Below are 22,008 nucleotides of genomic sequence, written 5' to 3'. Positions count from 1 at the left end.
TCACGCGTCGGTCCCGAGCGCGTCGAGCCGCGCCTCCTCGTCGGCCAGGATGCAGGACTCCACGACCGGGTCGAGGGCACCGTTCATCACGGCGTCGAGGTTGTACGCCTTGTATCCCGTGCGGTGATCCGCGATGCGGTTCTCCGGGAAGTTGTACGTGCGGATGCGCTCGGACCGGTCCATCGTGCGGATCTGGCTGCGGCGCACGGCCGAGGCCTCCGCGTCGATCTCCTCCTGCTGCTTCGCGAGGACGCGCGCGCGGAGCACCCGCATGCCGGCCTCGCGGTTCTGCAGCTGGCTCTTCTCGTTCTGCATCGCGACCACGATGCCCGTGGGCAGGTGGGTGATGCGGACGGCGGAGTCGGTCGTGTTGACCGACTGGCCGCCGGGGCCGGACGAGCGGTAGACGTCGATCTTGAGGTCGTTGGGATCGATGGCGACCTCCTCGACCTCCTCGACCTCGGGGATCACGAGCACGCCCGCGGCCGAGGTGTGGATGCGCCCCTGCGACTCGGTGGCCGGCACGCGCTGCACGCGGTGCACGCCGCCCTCGTACTTGAGGTGCGCCCACACGCCGAGGGCGGGGTCGTCCGAGGTGCCCTTGATGGCGACCTGCACGTCCTTGTAGCCGCCGAGGTCGCTCTGCGTCTGGCTGAGGACCTCGGTCTTCCAGCGGCGCGACTCGGCGTAGTGCAGGTACATCCGGAGCAGGTCGGCGGCGAACAGCGCGGACTCCGCGCCGCCCTCGCCCATCTTGATCTCCATGATGACGTCGCGCGCGTCGTCGGGGTCGCGCGGGATCAGGAGCCGCCGGAGCTTCTCCTGCGCCGCGTCGAGCGCCTGCTCGAGGCCGGGGATCTCGTCGGCGAACGCCCGGTCCTCCTCGGCCAGCTCGCGCGCGGCCGCCAGGTCGTCGCCGAGCTGGGTCCACTCCGCGTGCGCGGCGACGATCCGGCTGAGCTCCGCGTAGCGGCGGTTGACCTTGCGCGAGCGCGACGCGTCGGCGTGCAGCTCGGGGTCGCCGAGCTGCTGCTGGAGCTCCTCGTGCTCCTCCAGCAGCTGGACGACGGACTCGAACACCGCGGTCAGCCCTTCTCGTGCGCGCCGTGCCCGTGGCTCTGGTGGGACTGGCCGTTGGCGGTGTTGGGCATGGAGGCCTGGACCTTCATGAGGAACTCGACGTTGGACGTCGTCTCCTTGAGGCGGCTGAGGACGATCTCGAGGGCCTGCTGCTGCTCGAGCCCGGCGAGGGCGCGGCGCAGCTTCCAGCTGACCTTGACCTCGTCGGCGCCCATGAGCATCTCCTCGCGGCGCGTGCCGGAGGCGTTGACGTCGACGGCGGGGAAGATGCGCTTGTCGGCGAGGGCGCGCGAGAGGCGGAGCTCCATGTTGCCGGTGCCCTTGAACTCCTCGAAGATCACCTCGTCCATCTTGGAGCCGGTCTCCACGAGCGCGGTGGCGAGGATCGTGAGCGATCCGCCGTGCTCGATGTTGCGCGCGGCGCCGAAGAAGCGCTTCGGCGGGTAGAGCGCCGACGAGTCGACGCCGCCCGAGAGGATCCGGCCGGACGCGGGGGCCGTGAGGTTGTACGCGCGGCCGAGGCGGGTGATGGAGTCGAGCAGCACCACGACGTCGTGGCCGAGCTCCACGAGGCGCTTGGCGCGCTCGATGGCGAGCTCGGCGACCGTGGTGTGGTCCTCGGCGGGACGGTCGAAGGTGGAGGCGATGACCTCGCCCTTCACCGTGCGCTGCATGTCGGTGACCTCCTCGGGACGCTCGTCGACCAGCACGACCATGAGGTGGACCTCGGGGTTGTTGGTGGCGATGGCGTTCGCGATGGCCTGGAGCACGAGCGTCTTGCCGGCCTTGGGCGGCGAGACGATGAGGCCGCGCTGGCCCTTGCCGATGGGCGCCACGAGGTCGATGATCCGCGTGGTGAGCTTCGCGGGCTCGGTCTCGAGGCTGAGGCGGTCCTGCGGGTACAGCGGCGTGAGCTTGCCGAACTCGACGCGGTTCGCGGCCTCCTCGGGCGGCAGGCCGTTGACCGAGTCGATCTTCACGATCGCGTTGTACTTCTGGCGGCTCTGGCTGTCGTTCTCGCGCGGCTGGCGGATGGCGCCGACGATGGCGTCGCCCTTGCGCAGCGAGTGCTTCTTGACCTGGCCGAGCGAGACGTAGACGTCGTTCGTGCCGGGCAGGTAGCCGCTCGTGCGGACGAACGCGTAGTTGTCGAGCACGTCGAGGATGCCCGCGACGGGCAGCAGGACGTCGTCCTCGGTGACCTCGGGCTCGAAGTCGTCGCCGCCCTGGCCGCGGCCGCGCTTGCGGTCGCGGTACCGGCTGCGGCCGCCGCGCTCCTCGTCGCGTCCGAGGTCGGCGCGGGCCTGGTCGGCGCGCACGTCCTGCGTGCGGTCGCCCTGGCCGCGGCCGTTCTGGCGCCCGCGGCCCGTGCGGGCCTCCTCCTGCGCCTCGTCGTCGGCGTCCTGCTCGCGGGGCGCCTGCTCGCGGGGCGCCTGCTCGCGGCCGCCCTGCTGCTGGTCGTCCTGGTCGCGGCCTCGGTCGCGGTTGCGGCGGTTGCGGCTGCGGTTGCGGCCGCCCTCGCGTCCCTCGCGGCCGTCGCGCCCGTCCTGGGCGTCGGCGTCGCGGTCGTCGCCGGACGCCTGCGCGTCGGCGGCGGGCGCCTCGTCGGCGGATGCGGTCTCGGCGGGCGCGTCCTGCGCGGCGCCGTCCTGGGCGTCGCGTCCGCCGCGGCGGCGGCCGCGCCCGGAGCGCTGCGTCGGGGCCTGCTCGTCCGTCGGGGCCTCGGCGGCGGGGGCCTCGGACTCCGCGGGGACGAGCTGGTCGGCCGTCTGGCCGCTGTTCACGTGCTGGGCGGCCTGGCGCGGGGCCTCGGTCGCGGGGTCCACGACGCCGGCGCTGGTGGCGCGGCGGGATCCGCGGCGTCCGGCGGGCGCCTCGGTGCGGGTCTCGTCGCCGCGGGTGTCCGAGGTGCGGGGCGCCTGCGTGCGGGCGGAGGGGGCACGGCCCCCGGTGGCCTGCGCGATGCGGGCCTCGAGGCCGGTGCCCGCGGGCTCGGCGACGGCCGTGGCCTCGGCGGGCTCCTCGATGCGCTCGGGCACGATGCGCGGGGTGGTGGCGCGGCGGGATCCGCGGCCGGAGCGCGCGGGCTGCTCGGCGGCGGGCGCGGCCTCGGCGACGGGCGCCTCGGTCGGCGCGGCCTCGGCGGGAGCGGCGTCCTCGGCGGGAGCGGCGTCCTCGGCGGGAGCGGCGTCCTCGAGGACGGGCGCCGCGGCGGGCGCCTGCTCGGCGACGGGCGCGGCGTCGGCCACGGGCGCGGTCTCGGCGACGGGCGCCTCGGCGGTGGTCGCGTCGCCGTCCTCGGCGGACGCGTCGGAGGCGGGAGCCGCCTCGTCGGCGGGGACGGTGAGCCCCCGGGCGGCCTGGATCTCGGAGATCGCGGTCACGAGCTCCCCCTTCCGGAGCTTGGAGCCGCCCGGGATCCCGAGCTCGGAGGCGATGGCCTGGAGCTGGGAGACGCGGAGCGCGCTCAGGTCCGCGGCGGTGGCGCGGGTGTCGACATCGGTCATGTTCGTGGGTCCTTTCCCCGATCCGCCGGGACGAAGCCCGTGCGGAGGAGAGCCGATCGCGTGTGCCTCTGCGAAAGCGGCGGACGGTCTGATTCCGTCCGGAGCTGCTGTCGGGCACGAAGGCACGGGATCTTGCAGAGGCGACAGCGGGTGAGTGGTGAGAACGACCATCGGGACCGGATCTCCGACGCACGTGCGTGGATCCGTTGATCTCGAGGTCGTGTGGAGCCTAGCACCCGGCGGCCGGGCCGTGGGGGGAACGGCGCGCCGGGGCCCGGATCCCCGGGCGGGGCTCAGCTGCGGGGCGCGGATCCCGCGTCGACGACCTGCACGGTGCAGCCCTTGACGTCGACGGCGAGCATGAGCGCCTGCCACGGCGTCGCGCTGTGCTCCGCGACGAGCTCGGCGGCGGTGAGCCGCTGTCCGGGGTCGCTGCCGAGGACGAGGAGCGAGGGGCCGGCGCCGGAGACGACGGCCGCGAAGCCCGCCTCGCGCAGCAGGCGGATGAGGGAGTTGGTCTCCGGCATCGCGGCCGCGCGGTAGTCCTGGTGCAGGCGGTCCTCGGTGGCGGCGAGCAGCAGCTCGGGGCTCTGGATCAGCGCGGCGATGAGCAGCGCCGAGCGCGACACGTTGAAGATCGCGTCCTCGTGCGGCACGGAGTCGGGCTGGAGGCTCCGGGCGAGCGCCGTGGACATGGTCGCGACGGGCACGAGCACGAGCGGCGAGACGCCGCGGTGCACGGCGAGCTTCTTGTGCTGCGGGCCCGTCCCGTCGACCCACGCGATGGTGAGGCCGCCGAAGAGCGCGGGCGCGACGTTGTCGGGGTGGCCCTCCATCTCGGTGGCGAGGCGGAGGAGCGCGTCGGCGTCGATCTCGACCGTGTCGGCGAGGAGGCCCTGCGCCGCCATGATCCCGGAGACGATGGCCGCGCCGGAGGAGCCGAGGCCCCGGCCGTGCGGGATGCGGTTCTCGGCCACGAGGTCGAGGCCGGGCATCGGCTGGTCGAACGCGGCGAAGGTGTGGGCGATGGCGGTGACCACGAGGTTGGTCGCGTCGGTCGGGACCTCACCAGCGCCCACGCCGCGGACGTCGACCGTGGCGCCGGGCTCGTCGCGCACCGTGACCGTGAGGTCGTCGTACAGCGCCAGGGCGAGGCCGAGCGTGTCGAAGCCGGGGCCGAGGTTGGCGCTCGTCGCGGGCACGCGCACCTGCACGCGCCGCCCGACGGGGAGCGCCGAGGTCATCGGACCGTCGGTCACGACGCGACCAGGTCGAGCACGCCCGCGATCTCGGCGATGTCGACGCCCACGCTGGTGGGGGCGACGTCGGAGCCGTCGGCGGTGCGGAGCGCCCACTGCGGGTCCTTGAGGCCGTGGCCCGTGACCGTGAGGACGACGCGCGCGCCCTTCGGGATCTGCCCGGCCTCGGCGCGCTCGAGGAGGCCGGCGACGCTGATGGCCGACGCGGGCTCGACGAAGATGCCGACCTCGGCGGAGAGGATGCGGTGCGCCTCGAGGATGCGCGCGTCCGAGATCGCGCCGAAGTAGCCGTCGGTGAGCAGCTGCGCCTCGAGGGCGAGCTTCCACGACGCGGGGTTGCCGATGCGGATCGCGCTGGCGATCGTGTCGGGGTCCTTGACGATGGCGCCGTCGACGATGGGCGCGCTGCCCGCGGCCTGGAAGCCGAACATGCGGGGCAGCCTCGTGGCGTTGCCCGCCTCGAGGTCCTCGCGGTAGCCGCGCGTGTACGCGGTGTAGTTGCCGGCGTTGCCCACCGGGATGAAGTGGAAGTCGGGCGCGTCGCCGAGCACCTCGACGACCTCGAAGGCGCCCGTCTTCTGGCCCTCGATGCGGTCGTTGTTCACCGAGTTGACGAGGTGCACCGGGTAGTTCGCGCTGAGCTCGCGCGCGATGTCGAGGCAGTCGTCGAAGTTGCCGCGCACCTGGAGCAGCTGCGCGTCGTGGGCGACGGCCTGGCTGAGCTTGCCCATCGCGATCTTGCCCTCGGGCACGAGCACCGCGGCCGTGATGCCCGCGTGCGTCGCGTAGGCGGCGGCCGACGCGGACGTGTTGCCCGTCGAGGCGCAGATGACGGCCTTGGCGCCGTGCTCGACGGCCTTGGAGATCGCCATGGTCATGCCCCGGTCCTTGAAGGACCCGGTGGGGTTCATGCCCTCGTACTTGACCCACACGTCGGCGCCCGTGCGGGCCGACAGCGCGGGCGCGGGGATGAGCGGCGTGCCGCCCTCGCCGAGCGTGATGATCGGGGTGGCGTCCGTGACGTCGAGGCGGTCGGCGTATTCGCGGAGCAGTCCGCGCCATTGGTGGGCCATCAGGCTCCTTCTACTCGGAGGACGCTCGCGACTGCCGTCACCGCGTCGAGGTTCGACACCGCGTCGACGGTGGCCCGGAGGGCCGCGTCGGTGGCGCGGTGCGTGCCGATCACCAGGCTAGCGGTGGGTCGGTCGCCCGCCCCGCCCGCCACGGGCGCCTGGTGCGTGGTCTGCTCGAGCGTCTCCACGGAGACGCCCTGCTCGCTGAACAGGTGCGCGATGCGGGCGAGCACACCCGGCTCGTCCGCCACCTGCAGCGTGATCTGGTACTGGGTCGTGATGGCGCCGACGGGCAGCGTCTCGAGGTCCGCGTGCGTCGACTCGGCGACGCCCGGACCGCCGACGACGTGGCGGCGCGCGGCCGAGACGACGTCGCCGAGCACGGCGGACGCGGTCTGCACTCCCCCGGCGCCCGCGCCGTAGAACATGAGGTCGCCGGCGGCCTCGGCCTCGACGAACACGGCGTTGTTCGCGCCGTGGACGGCGGCGAGCGGGTGGTCGCGCGGCACGAGCGCCGGGTAGACGCGCGCGGAGACGCCGTCGCGGCCGGTGGCGGGATGCGTGAGGCGCTCGCAGATGGCGAGCAGCTTGATCACGTAGCCGGCCTTGCGCGCCGACGCGAACTGCGCGGTCGAGAGGCTCGTGATGCCCTCGCGGTGCACGGCCTCGACGGGCACGCGCGTGTGGAAGGCGAGGCTCGCGAGGATCGCGGCCTTCTGGGCGGCGTCGTGGCCCTCGATGTCGGCGGTCGGGTCCGCCTCCGCGTAGCCGAGCTCGGTGGCCGTCGCGAGGGCCTCGTCGAAGCCGAGCCCGTGGGAGTCCATCTGGTCGAGGATGTAGTTCGTCGTGCCGTTGACGATGCCGAGGATCCGCTGCACCCGGTCGCCTGCGAGGCTGTCGCGCAGCGGTCGGATGATCGGGATCGCGCCCGCGACGGCGGCCTCGTAGTAGAGCTGCGCGCCGACCTGCTCGGCCGCCTCGAAGAGCTCCGGGCCGTGCGTGGCGAGCAGGGCCTTGTTGGCCGTGACGACGTCGGCGCCGGAGGAGATGGCCGCGAGGATGTGGGTGCGCGCGGGCTCGATGCCGCCCATCAGCTCGATGACGATGTCGGCGCCGAGGATGAGGGACTCCGCGTCGGTGGTGAGCAGCTCGCGCGGAACGGACGGGTCGCGCGGCGCCTCGGCGTCGCGCACCGCGATGCCCACGAGCTCGAGCCGGGCGCCCACGCGCTGGGCCAGCTCGTCGCCGTGCTCCCGCATGAGGCGCGCCACCTGGGTGCCGACCGAGCCGCAGCCCAGCAGGGCCACGCGCAGGTTCCGGTACTCGATCATCGTGCTCCGTTCACGTCGGGGGATGCGGCGACGGGCGTGCCCGCGTCGCGCGCCAGCAGGTCGTCCACGGTCTCGCCGCGGACGATGACGCGCGCCTCGCCGTCGCGCACGGCGACGACGGGCGGGCGGCCGATCCAGTTGTAGTTGCTGGCGAGCGCCCAGCAGTAGGCGCCCGTGGCGGGGACGGCGAGCAGGTCGTCAGGGGCGACGTCGCCCGGCAGGTAGTCGGCGAGGACGACGAGGTCGCCGCTCTCGCAGTGCCCGCCCGCGACGCGCACGAGCGCCGGCTCCGCGTCCGAGGAGCGGCTCGCGAGGCGCACGGAGTAGTCGGCGCCGTAGAGGGCGGGCCGCGCGTTGTCGCTCATGCCGCCGTCGACGCTCACGTAGCGGCGGATCGCGGTCTCGGCCTCCTCCGCCATGCGCGGGTCCTCGACGTCGCCCGTCGCGGACTCCGCCTCGGCGACCGCGCCGTCGACGCCGCCGACCGTGACGAGCACGTCCTTGACGGTGCCGACCGTGTAGAGCGTGGCGGTGGAGGGGCCGACGATGCTGCGGCCGGGCTCGACCGCGATGACGGGCACCGCGATCCCCCGCCGGGCGCACTCGTCGGCCACGATCCGGGCGAGGCGCCGGGCGATCTCGGGCACCGGCACCGGCCGGTCGACCGAGGTGTACGCGATCCCGAAGCCGCCGCCGAGGTTGAGCTCCGCGACCTCCCCGTCGGCGAGGAGCCGCTCGTGCAGGTCGAGGAGCCGGCGGGCGGACTCGACGAACGCGTCGGTCTCGAAGATCTGGCTGCCGATGTGCGCGTGCAGGCCCGTGAAGGAGAGGGAGGCGTGGGCGCGGATGCGGGCGACGAGCTCGGGCGCGTCGGCCAGCGTGATCCCGAACTTCTGGTCCTCGCGCGCGGTCGCCAGGTACTCGTGCGTGTGGGCGTGCACGCCGCTGTTCACGCGGAGCCGCACGGCCTGCACGCGCCCGTGCGCGGCGGCCGCGGCGGCGACGCGCTCGACCTCGATGGCGCTGTCGATGACGATCTGGCCGATGCCGGCGCCGACGGCGCGGTCGATGTCGGGGACGGACTTGTTGTTGCCGTGGAAGCCGAGCCGGGCGGGATCCGCGCGGGCGGCGAGCGCGACGGCCAGCTCCCCGCCGGAGCAGACGTCGATGTGCAGGCCCTCCTCGACCATCCACCGGGCGACCTCGATGCTGAGGAACGCCTTGCCGGCGTAGTAGACGCGCGCGGTCGTGCCGACGGCGGCGGCCTCCCGCGTGAAGGCGGCGAGCGTCTCGGCGGCGCGCGACCGGACGTCGTCCTCGTCCACCACGTAGACGGGCGTGCCGAAGCGGGCGGCGAGCTCGGTGGCCGGGATGCCGGCGATGCGGATCCCGCCGTCGTCGTCGCGGGTCGTGCCGCGGGACCAGACCGCGGGGTCCAGCGCGTTCGCGTCGACGGGGGGCTGCAGCCAGGACGGGGCCAGCGGGTTCGCGGTCACGAGGTCACCTGTTCGTACGCGGGCGGACGTGCGGGATGGCGAGCGGACCCGGTGTGGTCCCTGGAGCCGGAAGGAGGGGGCGGTGACAGCATCCTACCGAGGCGCGGACCGGCCCCCGGTGCATGTGACGCCGGCCGCGGCCGGGCCGTGCGGGCCGGCTCCACCGGGCTGGTCGCGCCGGTCAGCCGCAGCTGCCGGTGACGCCGAGGGACTCACGCGTGAGCTTCACGGACGACGACTCCACCGTCATCGAGGCGCGCCCGTCCGCGATGGTCACGTCCTGCACGCCGACCCCGGCGGGGAGGTACTGCGCGACGCACACGGGGTAGGTGACGTCGCGGATCCCCTGGATCGTCTGCGCGAGGTCGACCTTGAAGTCGCCGGCCTGCAGCGACACCTCGGCGGGCGTGATGACCACGGTGGACGGGTCCTGCAGCACGGGCGTCGCGGCCACGTCGTAGCCGAACGTGATGCCGAGGACGCGGGTGGACCCCGAGTAGCCGAGCGTGCCGTCGCCGAAGCGGAGGTCGGCGGGGGTGCCCGCGGTCTTCGCCAGCAGCGCGCTCGCGGGCGCCTGGTCCATCGACACGGTGGCGACCACGTCCCCCACGGTGCGCTCCTGGTCGGTGGGCACGTCGGTGGCCACGATGTGCGCCTGGAAGGGCGTGCCGTCCGCCTGGAGGTTCGGCCCGTCGAGCACCACGCGGTCGAGCGTGCCGCGGATGAGCTGCGGGATGACCCAGTCGCCCTGGATGGACACGTTCACCTTGCCCGACACGCGGCCGGGCAGCTGCTCGGCGATGCGCTGCTCCGCCTGGTCCTCGGCGACGCCGCGGACCGTCTGGTCGATGATCCGCAGCCCGAAGGCGAGGCCGACGCCGATGACCGCCAGCACGAGCAGCCAGATGACGACGGCGCCGCCGCGCGGGCCGCGACGTCGCCGGCGGGCCTCCCGCGGATCGCGCCGCTCGGGCGCCTCGAAGACCTCCGTGCCCAGGAACCGCCCCGCCATGATCCGCTCCCTACATGCGCTCGGGGGCGGAGACGCCCACGAGGTCCAGGCCGTTCGCGACGACCTGCCGGACCGCGTCGTTCAGCCACAGGCGCGTGCGGTGCAGGTCGGTGACCTCCTCGTCGCCGCGCGGGACGACGCGGCAGCTGTCGTACCAGCGGTGGTAGGAGCCCGCCAGCTCCTCGACGTAGCGCGCGACCCGGTGCGGCTCGCGGAGCTCGGCGGCCTGCGCGACGATGCGCGGGAACTCCTGCAGGAGCCCGAGCAGCGCCGACTCGGTGGCGTGCGTGAGCAGCTCCGGCGCGAAGGCGGAGCGGTCGACGCCCGAGGCCTCCGCGTTGCGGTCCACGGCGCAGGTGCGCGCATGGGCGTACTGCACGTAGAAGACGGGGTTGTCGTTGGTGCGCTTGCCGAGCACCGCGAGGTCGATGTCGAGGTTCTGGTCGGCGGAGGAGCGCACGAGCGAGTAGCGGCCCGCGTCCACGCCCACGGCGTCGACGAGGTCGTCGAGGGTGACGATGGTGCCGGCGCGCTTGCTCATCTTCACGGGCTCGCCGTCGCGCAGCAGGTTGACCATCTGGCCGATGAGGATCTGCAGGTTGACGCCGGGGACGTCGCCGAACGCCTCGACCATGGCCATCATGCGGCCGACGTAGCCGTGGTGGTCGGCGCCCAGCATGATGATGTTCTGCTCGAAGCCGCGCTCGCGCTTGTCGAGGTAGTAGCCGAGGTCGCCGGAGATGTAGGCGGGCTCGCCGGTCGAGCGGATGACCACGCGGTCGCGGTCGTCGCCGAACGTGGTGGTGCGGAGCCAGACGGCGCCGTCCTCCTCGAAGACGTGGCCCAGCTCCTTCAGGCGCGCGACGGCGCGGTCGACGGCGCCGGACTCGTGCAGCGAGTCCTCGTGGAAGAACACGTCGAAGTCGACGCCGAAGTCGTGCAGCTTCTGCTTGATCTCGCCGAACATGAGCTCGGTGCCGGCGCTGCGGAAGACCTCCTGCTGCTCGGCGCGCGGCAGGGCGTCGAGGTCGCCGTCGTACCCCTCCACCACGCGCTCGGCGATCTCGCCGATGTACGCGCCGCCGTAGCCGTCCTCGGGCGTGTCCTCGCCGAGGTGGCTCGCGAGGAGGCTCCGGGCGAAGCGGTCGATCTGGGATCCGTGGTCGTTGAAGTAGTACTCGCGCGTGACGTCCGCGCCCTCGGCCTGGAGGATGCGGGCGAGGCTGTCGCCGACGGCCGCCCAGCGCACGCCGCCCAGGTGGATGGGTCCCGTGGGGTTCGCCGAGACGAACTCCAGGTTGATGCGGATCCCCTCGAGGGTCGTGCCCCGGCCGTACGCGGGGCCCGCGTCGACGATGGTGCGCGCGAGGGCGCCGGCCGCGGCCGCCTCGAGCGTGATGTTGATGAAGCCGGGCCCGGCGACGTCGACCTTCGCGACCTGCGGCAGCGCGCCGAGCGCCTCCGCGATCTCCGCGGCGAGCGCCCGCGGGCTCTCCCCCAGCGGCTTGGCGATGCGCATGGCGATGTTGGTGGCCCAGTCGCCGTGGTCGCGGTTGCGCGGGCGCTCGAGCACGACCATGTCGGGGCGGATCTCGAGGGCGTCCCCGCCCGGTCGTCGTCCCGCCGTCCCGGACACGATGTCGAACAGTGCGCCGGTCAGGTCAGGGGTCGTCATGGGGATCGATCCTACCGGCGCCCCGGCACGGCTCCGGCGCCCCGCGGGGAGCGGCCGGGCGGGGCGCCGGTCGGTCGCCTCGGGAGGGACCCAGCGGGGTCGGGCGCGCTCTCGGTAGGGTGTCGATCCCGCCTCCCGCTCGTGGCACGACGCCGCGCGCCGAGCGCCGCACCCGCGGCGCGTCCGGACCCGAAGGAGCACCACCATGCCCGTCCGCCTCCCCGCGCCCGCCCGCACCCGCATCGTCCCGACCACCGCCGCGGTCGGGCTCGCCGTGGCGCTCCTGCTCACCGGCTGCACCAACCCCGGCCCCCTGCAGACCTCCGCGCCCGCCCCCTCCGCCGGCGCCGACGGCGGGCAGCCCGCGGAGGGCGGCGCGTCGGGCGCCCGCCCGAGCGCCTCCCCCACGCCCGCGCCGCCCAAGGGCACGCCGGTGGGCGTCACGTGCGCCCAGCTGCTGCCCGACCTCGCGTCCTTCGGCCCGGGCTTCACCGAGGAGGCGCTGCCCGCCGACGCGGCGGAGGACGGCCTCCGGGAGGACGTGCTCGCCATGCAGGGCGTCGCGTGCGCGTTCCGCTCGTCGGACGGCACGGCCATCGAGATCGACGCGGCCCAGCCCGTGGCGGCCGAGCTGAAGTCCCGGCGCGACGCCGCGATCCTCCAGGCCGACCCCATCGCCGGGTACCCCTCGGGCGTCGAGGCGTACTTCGAGCTGCAGGACGCGTCGGGCGTCGCGACCATCTACTCCTCGAAGCACATGGTCGTCATGCGCTCCGGGTCGTTCTACGAGCCCGGCGACCACGCCGACCTCGGCAACGCCGTGCTGAGGACCGTCGGGGGCTGACCCGGGGGCCCGGCGGACCGACGCGCGGGTCACGGCAGCGACCGCAGCCGCGGACGCTCAGCCCAGGCGCAGCGGGGCCGTGCCGTCGTCGGCCGGCAGCTCGTCGACCGTGGCGAGCACCTCCATCCGGGAGATGGTGACGAGGCTCCTCGTGTTGCTGAGGAACGCCGTGTCCGAGGCGTCGCGCCCCGTCGAGATGCGCAGCAGGCTCTGCCGCGGCGCGAGCCCGGTGGCGTCCACGACGTGCCAGGCGCCGTCGACCCACGCCTCGGCGACGGCGTGGAAGTCCATGGGGCTGAGGCCCGGCGCGTACACGGCGGCGAGGCGCGCCGGCACGTCGCGGGCCCGGAGCAGCGCGATGACGAGGTGGGCGTAGTCGCGGCAGACGCCGCGGCGCGCGAGCAGCGTGCGCACGGCGCCGTCGGTGGGGAGGCTGGATCCCGGCGCGTACCGCAGCGCGTCCGCCACGTACGCGCGCACGGCGGCGAGCAGCGGCAGGCCGTCGAGGCCGCGGAACTCGCCGCGCGCCGTGGGGAAGAGGGTGTCCGACTCGCAGTAGCGGCTCGGCCGGCGGTAGATCCAGAGGTCGACGTCGTCGAGGGGCGCGGGCTCGCGGCGGCCCGTGACGGTGGCGCGGTACTCCATGGTCAGGACGCCCGCGCCGCTCGTGAGCACGTGCAGGCGCGTGTCGTGCCGGTCGACCACCTCGGTCGCCTCCACGGGCACGCCGTCGAGGGCGAAGGCGAGCGACTCGGACGCGATGTCCGCGCCCCGCGCCACGGCGACCGCGAAGGCCATCTCGCTCTCGCCGGACACCTGCAGTTCGAGGGAGGAGGAGACGTCGCGGCGCATGCGTCCATCGTGGCACCCGCGCGGCGGGCGGTCGCACGGGACGCGGGTCGGCCGGGGTGGCCGACGGGGGATCAGGCGGCGGCGACCCGTGCGGCGTCGACGGGCTCGCGCAGCGCGCACTCGTCGGCGAGCGCCCGCAGGAGCGCGGGCAGCTGGTCGGTCGCGGCGGCCGCGTCCTCCGGGTGCCACTGCACGCCGGTGATGGGCGCGGTCTCGTGCTCGACCGCCTCGGGCACGCCGTCCGGCGCGACCGCGACGACCCGGAGGCCGGCGCCCGGCCGGTCGACGGCCTGGTGGTGGGCGCTCCGCACGACGAGCGCGGTCGACCCGAGGACGCGCGCGAGCCGGCTGTCGGCCGCGACCCGCACGTCGTGGTCGCGCATCACGGCCGTGATCTCGACCGCGTCGTTGCGGTGCTCCCCCACGCCCTCGATGTGCTGCTGCAGGGTCCCGCCGAGCGCGACGTTCACGATCTGCGCGCCGCGGCAGATGCCGAGCAGCGGCGTGCCCTCCGCGACCGCGCGGCGCACGAGCGCGATCTGGCCGGCGTCCGCCACCTCGCGGTGCGGGGAGCGGCCCTCGTAGTCGGCGAGCCCGTCGTAGAAGCGGGGCGCCACGTCCTCGCCGCCCATGATGACGACCGCGTCGGCGTCGCGCGTGCGCTCGAGCAGCGCCTCCACGCCCACGTCCTCCGCGGCGATGTTCTCCACCATCCAGCCGACGTCCCCGGCGACCTCCGCGACGCGCGCGTTGAGGCCCTGCACGAGCGCGTCGTACGCGACGGCCTCGGGACGGGAACGGGTCACCTGCACGACGGCGAGGCGGCGGGAGGGAGCGGGCATGGATCCAGTGTGCGGGGTCGGCGGGGCCGCCGCGCGTCGGCCGTCATGTTCCGCAACACACTCACGGCGACGCCGGCGCGCGGACGGCGGGCCGGCCGGACCTCAGGGCCAGACGAGCGCGTGCGACCAGGTCCCGTCGGGGCCGGAGCGGTACATGATCCGCAGCTGCCCGTGGTCCTCGGTCGCCTGCCAGAACTCGACGACCCGGGGCTGGAGCACGTAGGCGCGCCAGGACTCGGCGACGAGCTCCGGATCCGCGTCCACGGCCTCGCGCGCCCGGGCGACGCGGGCGTCCCGCTCCTCCGCGTCGGGCATCGGCTCGCTCTGGTCGCCCGCGATGACCTCGGCGCGCGACGCCGGGTGGCGGGCGAGGAAGTCGCGCTCGCTCACCTCGCGGTCGCCGTGGAGGACGGGGCCGGTCGCGCGGATCTGCCGCCCGCGCTCCCGCCAGTACGCGACGAGCGCCGCGCGCGGGTTCGCCTCGAGGTCGCGGCCCTTGGGGCTGTCGGCGAGGGAGGAGAACCAGAGCGCGCCCGGCTCGTCGTCGGCCGTGGGCGTCACGTCCTTGAGGAGGAGGGTGCGCGCGCTCGGGCGGCCCTCGGCGTCGGCGGTGGCGAGGACCACGGCGTTCGGCTCGGCGGCGTCGTGGGCCACGGCGTCGCGGATCCACGCGATCACGAGGTCGATCGGGTCCTCGGGCAGCCGCTCGAGGTCGAGCTCGGGGAAGTCGTGGGGCTTCGGCTTCGCGCCCGTGAGGAGGTCGCGGATGGGGGTGGAGTCGTCGTCGTCTGCCATGCGCCGAGCCTAGGCCGACCGACCGGCAGCGCCCCGGCAGCGGACCGCGCGCGGACGGACGGAGAGGTGCGCCCCGGGCCGCGGGTGCGCATGATGCCCCATGGAGGGGGCGCCTTCGACGCCCCGCGGCGATCGGATTGGTCGGGATGGCACTGGTTTTCTCCAGTACCGCACGGCGTGGTCGTCGGGCGCGACCCCGACTACGTTCGTCAGCAGGCCCGCTCCCCCAGTTGGGCCCAGCACCACGCGGCGGGTTCCCGAGACCCGTCTCGGGCCCCGCCGCGTGTGTTCTCCGCGTCCTCCGCACCGCTGTCGCGCGTGCGTCGAGGCGACGACGCGGGAGATCGGTCAGCGGGCCGCGAGGGCGCACCGGCAGCCGGATCGGCATCGGCACGGGACGCGGCGGCCGGGCATGCGCCCCGGACGCACGAGAGGCCGGCCCCGCGGACGGGACCGGCCTCTCTCCGCACCAACACGGGATATGGGAAGGTGTGCCCCCAGGAGGATTCGAACCTCCGCCCCTGCCTCCGGAGGGCAGTGCTCTATCCCCTGAGCTATGGGGGCCAGGGTGCGCGCGAGCGCGGATCCAGGGTAGCACCGGCCGGGACGCCCGCCGCGCCGCCTCCCCGGCGCCGCGTCGGCGCGGCGACCGGCGCGGGGCCGACCGGGATTCCCTCTCCCGAGGAGACTCCCCGCTCCGGCACAGGCGCGACCGGCCAGGATGGACTCCAGGACGACCGCCGCGCCGCCCGGGCACGGCGCCCCACCCGATCCCCTCCGAGGAGACCACCCGTGAAGCTGTCCCGCATCGCCGCCGCCGCCACCGGCTTCCTGCGCACGTCCAAGGGCCAGGACGTCGGCCGCACCGCCATCGACAAGGTGTCGGGCATCGCCGACAAGGCCACCGGCAGCAAGCACGCCGACAAGATCCAGAAGGCGCGCGAGGCCGCTTCCACGCAGCTCCGCAACCTCGGCCCCGACGGCGGCCGCGGCCAGGGGCCGACGCCGCCCTCGACCCCGCCCCGCCCCTGAGCGCCGGCAGCGTCGAGCTCACGCTGGACGCGGCGTCGGACGCCGCGGTCCGCGCGTCGTGGCGCGCCCTCGCCGACGCCGGGGTCCCGAGCCTCGCCGACCATGCCGGCGAGACGAACCGGCCGCACGTGACGCTGCTCGCGGCCGAGGCGCTCGGCGGATCCGCGGACGACGCCCTGCGCGCGCTCGCCGCCTCCGGCCCGCTCCCGGTGCTCCACCTCGGCGGCCTCGTCGTCTTCGGCGTCCCGCCGCGCGGGCTCGTGCTGGCGCGGCAGGTCGTGGTGGACGAGGCGCTGCTCGAGCTGCACGCCGGGATCCACGCCGCGGTCGACGCCGCCCCGCACGAACCCGAGCAGGGCGCCCCCGAGGTCGTCCCCCACACGCGCCCCGGGCGCTGGACCCCGCACGTCTCGCTCGCCCTGCGGCTCACCGCGGAGCAGCTCGGCGCCGCGGTCGCCGCGCTCCGCCGCATCGATCCCCTCGACGCCCCGGCCGCGGGACTGCGCCGCTGGGATCCCCGCGACCGCACGGTCACGGGGCTCGCGTGACCCGGATGGGCGCCATGTCCCCGGCCGCCGCACGCACCCACGCCACTAGCCTGGATGGAGCACGCCCTTGAGACGACGGAGGAGTCGCATGCCGCGGTCCGCGAGATTGCTGGGGGCCGCGCTCGCGCTCGGCCTGTTCGGGGCCCTGGTGCCGACCGCCGCCCAGGCGACGGAGCCCGTCGACTTCGGCGGGGCGTCCATCCTCGACCAGGCGGACGCGGTCAGCCCCGCGCAGGAGCAGCAGATCCAGCAGGCGATCGACCAGCTGCAGGAGCAGATCGGCGTGACGCTGCACGTGGCGTACGTCGACACGTTCACGGGGGCGGCGGACCCGACCGCGTGGGGCCGGGAGACGAAGCAGGCCAACGGCTTCGGCACCTCCGACGCGCTCCTCGCCGTCGCCGTCGACGGGCGCCAGTACGCGTTCCCCCCGGGTCAGGTGTCGGGCGACCAGCAGTCCTTCGAGGACTCCGTCATCGTGCCGCAGCTCCAGGCGGACGACTGGTCCGGCGCCGCCGTGGCCGCGGCCCAGGGCATGGAGTCGGTCGCGCGCACCGGCAGCGTCGCCGACACCCGATCCACCCCGTCCGGCGGCGACGGGTCCGGCATCGACTTCGGCCTCGTCCTCCTCTACGTGCTCGGCGCGATCCTCCTGGCCGCCGTGGTCACGACGCTCGTCGGCCGGCGCAGGAAGCAGAAGGCCGTCGCGGCGAAGCGGCAGGCGCAGCTGAAGGAGATGCAGTCCGCCGAGCAGCGCGCGGGCAGCATCCTCGTGCAGCTCGACGACGCGCTCGAGACGAGCGAGCAGGAGGTCGGCTTCGCGGAGGCGGAGTTCGGATCCGACGCCGTGGGCCCCTACCGCGAGGTGCTCGCGTCCGCGGGCGGCAAGGTGCGCGAGGCGTTCGCGCTCAAGCAGAAGCTCGACGACACGATCGAGGACACCGACGAGGAGCGCCGCACCTGGACGGCCCGCATCGTGGAGCTGTGCGAGGAGGCGCGCGCCGAGCTGGACGCGCAGACGCAGTCGTTCGAGGAGCTGCGCGCCCTCGAGCAGAACGCACCCCAGACGCTCGCCGCCATCGTCACCGGCGCGGAGGCGCTGAAGACCCGGATCGAGCGGACGCAGGAGGCGGTGGACCTGCTCGGCCGTCGGTACGCGGGACCGTCGATGACGACCGTCACCGGCAACGTCGACCAGGCCCGCTCGCTCCTCTCCTTCGCGACCGACACCGCGCAGCAGGCCGCCGAGGCCATCCGGGCCGGCGACCGCACCGCGACCGGCGAGATCGCCGTGAAGGTCCGCGCCGCGCAGCAGTCGGTCGGCCAGGCCGGCACGCTCCTCGACGCGGTCGACCGCGTCTCGTCCGACCTCGAGCACGCGTCCACGCGCGTGCAGGAGGAGATCGCGGACGTCCGCAGCGACATCCAGGACGCCCGCGCCGCCCAGCGCGGCGGCCGCATGCCGGAGCTGACCCGCCTCGTGCAGGCGGCCGAGCAGGCCATCGCCGACGCGAAGCCGCTGCAGGGCCGGCTCGCGGATCCGCTCACGAGCGTCACGCTGCTGCAGGAGGCCGAGGCCCGGCTCGACGAGGCGCTCGCGCCCGTGCGGGAGCAGCAGGAGCAGGTCCAGCGCGCCATCGGCTACCTGCCTCGCGCGCTGTCCACCGCCGAGAGCCAGGTCGCGACCGCACGCGACTTCATCTCCACCCGCCGCGGCGCGATCGGCGAGGAGGCGCGCACGCGCCTCGCCCACGCCCAGCGCGCGCTCGACGACGCCCACGAGGCCGCGCCGCGGGATCCCGTGCGCGCGGTCGCCGCGTCGCAGGCCGCCACCGCCTACTCCGCCCAGGCCATCGAGGCCGCCCAGCGCGACCTCGACCAGGGCGGCGGGTACGGCGGCTACGGCGGCGGCATGATGGGCGGCCGCGGAGGCGGCGGCGACGCGTTCGGCGGCGCCATCATGGGCGGCATCATCGGCGGCCTGCTCAGCGGCGGAGGCGGCTGGGGCGGCGGAGGCGGCTTCGGCGGCGGGAGCTTCGGCGGCGGAGGCGGCGGATTCGGCGGGGGCGGCGGAGGCGACTTCGGCGGCGGAGGCGGCGGCGACTTCTAGCCGACCGACTCACGGCTCGACCGGGCGATGACCGCACCGCCCGCACGCGCACGACCAGCACGACGACGAGGACGAGAGCGACCCATGATCAACCCATTCCGACGAAGCACCAGACGAGAAGGAGCAGCACCCATGTCCAAGCAGTCCATCCTCGGCCGCATCGCCCAGCTCGCGAAGGCCAACATCAACAACCTGATCGACCAGGCGGAGGACCCGCAGCTCATGCTGGACCAGATGGTCCGCGACTACACGGAGAGCATCCGCGAAGCCGAGAGCGCCGTCGCCCAGACCATCGGCAACCTCCGCATGATCGAGGAGGACCACCGCGAGGACGTCCAGGCCGCGGGCGACTGGGGCCGCAAGGCCCTCGCCGCGAGCCAGAAGGCGGACGAGTACCGGAACGCCGGCAACACGCCCAACGCCGACAAGTTCGACGCGCTCGCCCGCGTCGCGCTCCAGCGCCAGATGCAGTCGGAGAGCGAGGCGAAGGGCGCCGAGCCCACGATCGCGTCGCAGACCGAGGTCGTCGAGAAGCTCAAGCAGGGCCTCGACACCATGCGCGGCAAGCTCCAGCAGCTCTCGTCGAAGCGCGACGAGCTGAACGCCCGCCAGAAGACGGTGCAGGCGCAGTCGCAGGTCCAGGACGCGATGAAGAGCATCGACATCATGGACCCGACCAGCGAGGTCAGCCGCTTCGAGCAGAAGATCCGCCGTGAGGAGGCCCGCGTCCGCGGCGCCGAGGAGCTGCAGGCCTCGAGCCTCGACGCGCAGTTCGAGGAGCTCGAGGACCTCGGCGAGCTGACCGAGGTCGAGGCTCGCCTCGCCGCGCTCAAGTCCGGCGGATCCGCGCCGAAGCAGGTCACGTCCGGCGAGTAGCCGCCCACCCGATCCGCGGGCGCCGTCCTCCCGGGCGGCGCCCGCTGTCGTCCCCGCGGGGAATGCCGGCCGGCCGGCTCCGGTTCCCCTCCCCATGACCACCATCGGAATCATCGGCGCCGGACTCATCGGCAGCCAGCTCGCCCGCCTGTTCACCTCCACCGGCCACGACGTCGTCATCGCCAACTCCCGCGGCCCGGAGACGCTCACCGACCTGATCGACGAGCTCGGCGAGCACGCCCGCGCCGCCACCGTCGAGGAGGTCGCCGAGGCCGGCGAGATCGTCGTCGTGACGATCCCGCTGAAGAGCATCGACACCGTCCCCGTCGCGCCCCTCGCCGGCAAGGTCGTCATCGACACCGACAACTACTACCCGGAGCGCGACGGCCACATCGCCGAGCTCGACGACGAGACCACGACGACCGCGGAGATGCTGCAGCGCCACCTCCCCGAGTCGAAGGTCGTCAAGGCCTTCAACCACATCTACGCCGCCGACCTCACGGAGCACGGCACCCCCGCCGGCACGCCGGACCGCCGCGCGCTCGTGATCGCGGGCGACGACGCCGAGGCGAAGGCGACCGTCACCTCGATCCTCGACTCCTTCGGCTACGACACCGTCGACGCGGGACCGCTCGCGGAGGGCTGGCGCATCCAGCGCGACACCCCCGGCTACGGCCCGCGCCTCGACGCGGACGGCCTGCGCGCCGCCCTCGCGGAGGCGAAGCGCTACCGCGACATGCAGTAGTCCGTCCCTCCCCACGACGATGCCCGCCCTCCCCGCTCCCACGGGGACGGCGGGCATCGCCATGTCCGGCGCCGCACGGGATACTGGGGACGTGCCCGCCTCCTTCGTCGTCGTCCCCCAATGGCAGGGCTCGGGCTCGTCCCGCGCCATGAGGCTCGCGGACGGGGCGCAGGCCATCCGCGGCGACCTGCCCGCGTCGGCCACCCGCGTGGTCGAGGTCCCCGTCGAGGCCGGCGAGTCGCTCGGCACCGGGGTCGACCGCTACGCGTCGCTCCTCGCCGTGCGCACCCGGCAGGCGGCCGCGCTCGAGGCCGCGTCGGCGTCCGCGCCCGGGCCGCTCGTCACCATCGGGGGCGACTGCGGCGTCGAGGTCGCGTCCATCGCGCACGCCGCCCGCGCGCATCCGGGCCTCGCGGTCGTCTGGCTCGACGCGCACGCCGACCTGCACACGCCGGCCACCTCGCCCTCCGGCGCCTTCCACGGGATGGTGCTCCGCGCCGTCCTCGGCGAGGGCGTCGACGGGCTCGAGCTGCCGGCCGGGGCCGTCACCGCGGACCGGGTCGTGCTCGCCGGGGTCCGCGCGTTCGACGACGCGGAGTCCGACCTGGTCGAGGCGCGCGGCATCGCGCTCCTCGGCGCGGACGCCGTCGGCCCGGAGGCGCTCGTCGCCGCCGTCGCCGCGACCGGGGCCACGGACGTGTACGTCCACGTCGACCTCGACGTGCTCGACCCGGGCGGCATGTCCGGCGTGGGCCAGCCGGAGCCGTTCGGGCTCGAGGTGCAGGTCGTCACCGAGTCGATCAAGGCGCTGCGCCGGGCGTACGGGCTCGCGGGCGCGGGCCTCACCGAGTTCGCGCCCTCCTCCCCCGCGGCTGCGGTGGACGACATGGGCGCCATCCTGCGGATCATCGGGGCGCTCACCGGGCCCGTCTGATCCTCCGGGCGAGGTCGCGCCCGCTGGTCGGCCCGGTCGGAGGTCGCGAAGGGCGCCGTGCCCTGCGAGGCTGGGACGGACGATCGAAGGAGACCGCCGTGAGCGACGACGCCCGCACCGCATCCACCCCCGACCAGGCCGCGGCCGACGACGCGCCCCGCGTGCGCGTCGAGCGCCGCGGGCACCTCCTGCTCATCGGCCTGGACCGACCCGCCAAGCGCAACGCCGCCGACATGCGGATGCTGCGCGAGCTGGCGAGCGCCTACGGCCTGCTCGCGCGCGACCCGGAGCTGCGGGTCGGCGTCGTGCACGCGATCGGCGACCACTTCACGGGCGGGCTCGACCTCGCCGACGTCGCCCCGCACATCGGCCGCGGCCCGGGCGGCGGGCTCGACGCGGTGCCGGACGACGGCATCGACCCGTGGGCCGTGGCCGGTCCCGCGGTCGGCAAGCCCGTCGTGGTCGCGGTGCAGGGCACGTGCCTCACCCTCGGGATCGAGCTGGCGCTCGCGAGCGACGTGGTGGTGGCGGCCGCCGGCACGCGGTTCGGGCAGATCGAGGTGGCACGCGGGATCCTCCCGTTCGGCGGCGCCACCCTCCGCTTCCCCGAGGCGGCCGGCTGGGGCGACGCGATGCGGTGGATGCTCACGGGCGACCCCTTCGACGCCGAGGAGGCCAGGCGGATGCGGATCGTGCAGCTCGTCGTGCCGGACGGCGAGCAGCTCGACGCGGCGATCGGCATCGCCGAGCGCATCGCCGCGCAGGCCCCGCTCGCGGTGCAGGCGACGCTGCGCAACGCGCGCGTCGCCCGCCGCGAGGGCCACGACGCCGCGGCCGCCGCGCTGCCCGCCGAGCTCGTCCGGCTCGCCGGGTCCGAGGACGCCGCGCGGGGCATGCGGGCCGCCGCCGAGCGCCGCCCCACGGACTTCGCCGGCCGCTGATCCGCTCCCCGAACGGGCCCGGGGATCGTGTCGGGAGCCGGGCGTAGGGTCGGGTC

The 22,008-nt window shown here is 74.8% G+C and carries 19 protein-coding genes and 1 tRNA gene; 8 read left to right on the top strand and 12 right to left on the bottom strand.

Annotated features, from left to right (window positions below; all coding sequences use genetic code 11):
- From prfA to argS, 8 genes are all read right to left on the bottom strand, one after another.
- Nucleotides 1-1,080, bottom strand: coding sequence for a peptide chain release factor 1 (prfA, locus tag H9X71_RS05420; protein ID WP_191148673.1), 1,080 nt, complete (start codon nt 1,078-1,080; stop codon nt 1-3).
- Nucleotides 1,081-1,085: 5 nt separating this feature from the next.
- Nucleotides 1,086-3,587 (bottom strand): transcription termination factor Rho, encoded by a 2,502-nt coding sequence (gene rho / locus H9X71_RS05415; protein ID WP_191148672.1) that lies wholly within the window; start codon nt 3,585-3,587, stop codon nt 1,086-1,088.
- Nucleotides 3,588-3,880: 293 nt separating this feature from the next.
- Nucleotides 3,881-4,831 (bottom strand): homoserine kinase, encoded by a 951-nt coding sequence (thrB, locus tag H9X71_RS05410; protein ID WP_191149090.1) that lies wholly within the window; start codon nt 4,829-4,831, stop codon nt 3,881-3,883.
- Nucleotides 4,832-4,842: 11 nt separating this feature from the next.
- Entirely contained in the window at nt 4,843-5,919 is a 1,077-nt protein-coding gene (thrC, locus tag H9X71_RS05405) for a threonine synthase (RefSeq protein WP_191148671.1), read from the bottom strand.
- Nucleotides 5,919-7,250, bottom strand: a complete 1,332-nt coding sequence (locus H9X71_RS05400; protein WP_191148670.1) for a homoserine dehydrogenase — start codon at nt 7,248-7,250, stop codon at nt 5,919-5,921. The genes thrC and H9X71_RS05400 overlap by 1 nt, the downstream gene beginning before the upstream one ends.
- The gene (locus H9X71_RS05395) at nt 7,247-8,746 is read right to left on the bottom strand and encodes a diaminopimelate decarboxylase family protein (protein ID WP_191148669.1); all 1,500 of its coding nucleotides are present in this window, start codon (nt 8,744-8,746) and stop codon (nt 7,247-7,249) included. The genes H9X71_RS05400 and H9X71_RS05395 overlap by 4 nt, the downstream gene beginning before the upstream one ends.
- Nucleotides 8,747-8,927: 181 nt before the next feature.
- Nucleotides 8,928-9,758, bottom strand: a complete 831-nt coding sequence (locus H9X71_RS05390; RefSeq protein ID WP_191148668.1) for an LmeA family phospholipid-binding protein — start codon at nt 9,756-9,758, stop codon at nt 8,928-8,930.
- Nucleotides 9,759-9,768: 10 nt separating this feature from the next.
- Complete coding sequence (gene argS / locus H9X71_RS05385; RefSeq protein ID WP_191148667.1) at nt 9,769-11,433, bottom strand: arginine--tRNA ligase; 1,665 nt, start codon at nt 11,431-11,433, stop codon at nt 9,769-9,771.
- A gap of 205 nt (nt 11,434-11,638) precedes the next feature.
- On the opposite strand from argS, the gene H9X71_RS05380 reads away from it, so the two are divergent.
- Nucleotides 11,639-12,277 (top strand): hypothetical protein, encoded by a 639-nt coding sequence (locus H9X71_RS05380; RefSeq protein WP_191148666.1) that lies wholly within the window; start codon nt 11,639-11,641, stop codon nt 12,275-12,277.
- Nucleotides 12,278-12,334: 57 nt separating this feature from the next.
- Here the strand turns inward: H9X71_RS05380 and H9X71_RS05375 are convergent, their stop codons facing one another.
- From H9X71_RS05375 to H9X71_RS05360, 4 genes are all read right to left on the bottom strand, one after another.
- On the bottom strand, nt 12,335-13,129 hold the full coding sequence (locus H9X71_RS05375) for a transglutaminase-like domain-containing protein (protein WP_191148665.1): 795 nt from the start codon (nt 13,127-13,129) through the stop codon (nt 12,335-12,337).
- A 71-nt stretch (nt 13,130-13,200) separates the two neighbouring features.
- Entirely contained in the window at nt 13,201-13,971 is a 771-nt protein-coding gene (locus tag H9X71_RS05370; protein WP_191148664.1) for a gamma-glutamyl-gamma-aminobutyrate hydrolase family protein, read from the bottom strand.
- A 102-nt stretch (nt 13,972-14,073) separates the two neighbouring features.
- Nucleotides 14,074-14,766, bottom strand: a complete 693-nt coding sequence (locus H9X71_RS05365; RefSeq protein WP_191148663.1) for a pyridoxine/pyridoxamine 5'-phosphate oxidase — start codon at nt 14,764-14,766, stop codon at nt 14,074-14,076.
- A gap of 492 nt (nt 14,767-15,258) precedes the next feature.
- Nucleotides 15,259-15,330 (bottom strand) — tRNA-Arg (locus H9X71_RS05360).
- Between the two features lie 228 nt (nt 15,331-15,558).
- Between H9X71_RS05360 and H9X71_RS05355 the strand changes: the two genes are divergently transcribed.
- The 7 genes from H9X71_RS05355 to H9X71_RS05325 all read left to right on the top strand — a co-directional run bounded on the left by H9X71_RS05355 (nt 15,559) and on the right by H9X71_RS05325 (nt 21,952).
- On the top strand, nt 15,559-15,798 hold the full coding sequence (locus H9X71_RS05355) for an antitoxin (protein WP_086526706.1): 240 nt from the start codon (nt 15,559-15,561) through the stop codon (nt 15,796-15,798).
- Entirely contained in the window at nt 15,795-16,346 is a 552-nt protein-coding gene (locus H9X71_RS05350; protein WP_191149089.1) for a 2'-5' RNA ligase family protein, read from the top strand. Before H9X71_RS05355 ends, H9X71_RS05350 begins: the two co-directional genes overlap by 4 nt.
- An 88-nt stretch (nt 16,347-16,434) precedes the next feature.
- A complete protein-coding gene (locus H9X71_RS15030) occupies nt 16,435-18,456 on the top strand; it encodes a TPM domain-containing protein (protein ID WP_191148662.1) in 2,022 nt (673 codons plus the stop codon).
- Nucleotides 18,457-18,588: 132 nt separating this feature from the next.
- Entirely contained in the window at nt 18,589-19,332 is a 744-nt protein-coding gene (locus H9X71_RS05340) for a PspA/IM30 family protein (RefSeq protein WP_191148661.1), read from the top strand.
- A 94-nt stretch (nt 19,333-19,426) separates the two neighbouring features.
- Complete coding sequence (locus tag H9X71_RS05335) at nt 19,427-20,077, top strand: NADPH-dependent F420 reductase (RefSeq protein ID WP_191148660.1); 651 nt, start codon at nt 19,427-19,429, stop codon at nt 20,075-20,077.
- Between the two features lie 91 nt (nt 20,078-20,168).
- On the top strand, nt 20,169-21,011 hold the full coding sequence (locus H9X71_RS05330; RefSeq protein WP_191148659.1) for an arginase family protein: 843 nt from the start codon (nt 20,169-20,171) through the stop codon (nt 21,009-21,011).
- A 98-nt stretch (nt 21,012-21,109) separates the two neighbouring features.
- Nucleotides 21,110-21,952: a crotonase/enoyl-CoA hydratase family protein gene (locus H9X71_RS05325; protein WP_191148658.1), complete on the top strand. Its 843-nt coding sequence runs from the start codon at nt 21,110-21,112 to the stop codon at nt 21,950-21,952.
- Nucleotides 21,953-22,008: the final 56 nt, after the last annotated feature.

Origin of the sequence: Clavibacter zhangzhiyongii (genome assembly GCF_014775655.1) — a bacterium.
GTDB lineage: Bacteria > Actinomycetota > Actinomycetes > Actinomycetales > Microbacteriaceae > Clavibacter > Clavibacter zhangzhiyongii.
Note: the sequence above shows the minus strand (reverse complement) of the source record. Positions and strands in the feature narration are given on the sequence as shown.